Origin of the sequence: Endozoicomonas sp. YOMI1 (assembly GCF_024606345.1) — a bacterium.
GTDB lineage: Bacteria > Pseudomonadota > Gammaproteobacteria > Pseudomonadales > Endozoicomonadaceae > Endozoicomonas.
Genome location: NZ_JAHHPM010000389.1, coordinates 1 through 1,866 on the forward strand (window position 1 = coordinate 1; position 1,866 = coordinate 1,866).

General features: G+C 49.2%; 2 protein-coding genes. Both read right to left on the minus strand.

Going from position 1 to position 1,866, the window contains the following annotated elements:
* Positions 1 to 206 precede the first annotated feature (206 nt).
* On the minus strand, positions 207 to 536 hold the full coding sequence (locus KDK15_RS13940; protein ID WP_257295995.1) for a hypothetical protein: 330 nt from the start codon (positions 534 to 536) through the stop codon (positions 207 to 209).
* Positions 533 to 1,276 (minus strand): hypothetical protein, encoded by a 744-nt coding sequence (locus KDK15_RS13945; protein WP_257295996.1) that lies wholly within the window; start codon positions 1,274 to 1,276, stop codon positions 533 to 535. Before KDK15_RS13945 ends, KDK15_RS13940 begins: the two co-directional genes overlap by 4 nt.
* Positions 1,277 to 1,866: the final 590 nt, after the last annotated feature.

A 1,866-nucleotide genomic window follows, 5' to 3' on the forward strand; every position in this document is an offset into this window, starting at 1 on the left:
TAGTAACTGCCCACTTAGCCAGAAATATACGATTCCATTTGGCCAACTACTTAATCGTAATATCTGGCAAACCCGATTCGGATCATGGGTTGACTATTATCCCTCTGAAAATAATTAAAATAAGCCTCCGGTTTTGCCTGAACCGCGAAACATCAGTCGATGCAACACATCGCTTGAGGCCTGGTCAAGCTCGCCCATGCCCGGCATCAGAGTTGATTCCCCGCCATTACTACTTTGCCGATCCCATAAAACGGAGCGACAAACTGAGCGTAACGTACTAGGGTCCAGAATGTCGGCTGCCAGCCTCTCAGGTCAACCTGGGACGGAGTAGTGACGGTAATATCCAGGCTTTTGTGCGAGAAACTGCGCGTTTCGTACCGCTGCGGACTGAAAAACCCCCATAATGCATACCATTGGCAATCTGGAGCAGCAGGCTGTGATACGCAGGGCTGGTAGTAGAACGGCATATTTTTCAGATTCATGGTCACTTTGAACGTGTATCGGGCATCAGGAGCCAAATAATCTTCGTAGCTCAACGTTTCAGGGGAGAATAACAATCGACCAGGATGCGTGTGTAAATTTCGTAGGCATTCTTTGGGTCATCGATGTCCAGCGTCGGGGTCAGTCGTACCGAAGGCGAGCGAAAATTACTGAACGACAGCTGCTCTTCTTCACCACGTAACAGGTCATAACCATTGGCCAGTCGCGGGATAAACCCGGGTTGCCCGGGACGCCAGTCAGGAGTGTCTTTTTTCACAAATTCCACGTTATAGACCAGTTTGCCCATGCCACAGGGGCTGCGTCCCACACGCGCAACATCGGCGTAACAGCTTCGGGGAATGTCCTTGCACTTGCGGCTAACGGACTGGTGATGATTTTGTCCGGTGGGCGTTTGTTGATCACATACCCGGTCAGTACCACAGACAACCGGGTCCTTAATCAGTCGGCACTCCTCCCAATGCCAGACATGGTCGATTGGATAGTGCAAAGTGCCCTTATATTCCGGGGCCGGAAGGTTACGCAACCATTGGACGGCCCGATCAGGGTCTGTCTCTTTAAGCGCATGCCAGGCGGCCTCATCCAACGGATCCGGATAGCGAGTCCAGGCGTACCCGGCTTTTGCACACTGTAGATACTCTTGCCGTACATTGCGGCTTTGATCCAATGGCAATATATTTCCCGGACAAGCAAGACTGAGCCGTGGTCCTGAATAGAAAGGAAGCAGGCTCTTTTCAACACATCGGTTCTCAGGACGGGGCTGAGGGTCCGTGTCCATACCGGATTGGCCGTTACTGCCCAGTGTTCCCCGGGTTACCTGGCTGGTAAAACGGTTTACCGGGGAGTCAGGCAGCTCTGTTTTTTTTATCGGTTCTGTTGACGGGTGCTGCGATTTTTGATGGAGAAACAGCGAGTTTACTGGTGGTTAACATGTTCAATTCTTCATGGGATTGTTTCAGGTACTCTCAAGAGGATGAGCGAATTTTGTTTTTCACGCAGTCATCATATGAGTATGACCGTAGGAAAAGGATTTAGTTCACTGCCAAACGGGGAATGCCCAGGCCAGAAAAATCACCTGCTGCACTGAGAGGCTGTCTGAGCAGGAGTGTTTATTTGACCATCAATCATTCCAGCGTTTTATGGATACCCACTTCAAAAGCGTTGAATAAAGTCAAACAAACCATAGAGAGGGGACATTGCTGTCACTTTTCGGAAAACATTCCCGGGGGAAACTCACAGCAACTTTACGCTAAATAACTTTTTCGAAAAATTGCCAACTTTTTTCTGACTTTTTGTCTAAAATTGGTGAGTCCTAATTAATAGCCTGCTGAGGCTGGAGCAGCTTCAGGTTTACGGCAAAGAAAAATT

What these genes read in the sequence shown, in the direction of transcription:
- KDK15_RS13945 (WP_257295996.1), bottom strand. Translation starts at nt 1,276, where the DNA reads ATGGACACGGACCCTCAGCCCCGTCCTGAGAACCGATGTGTTGAAAAG.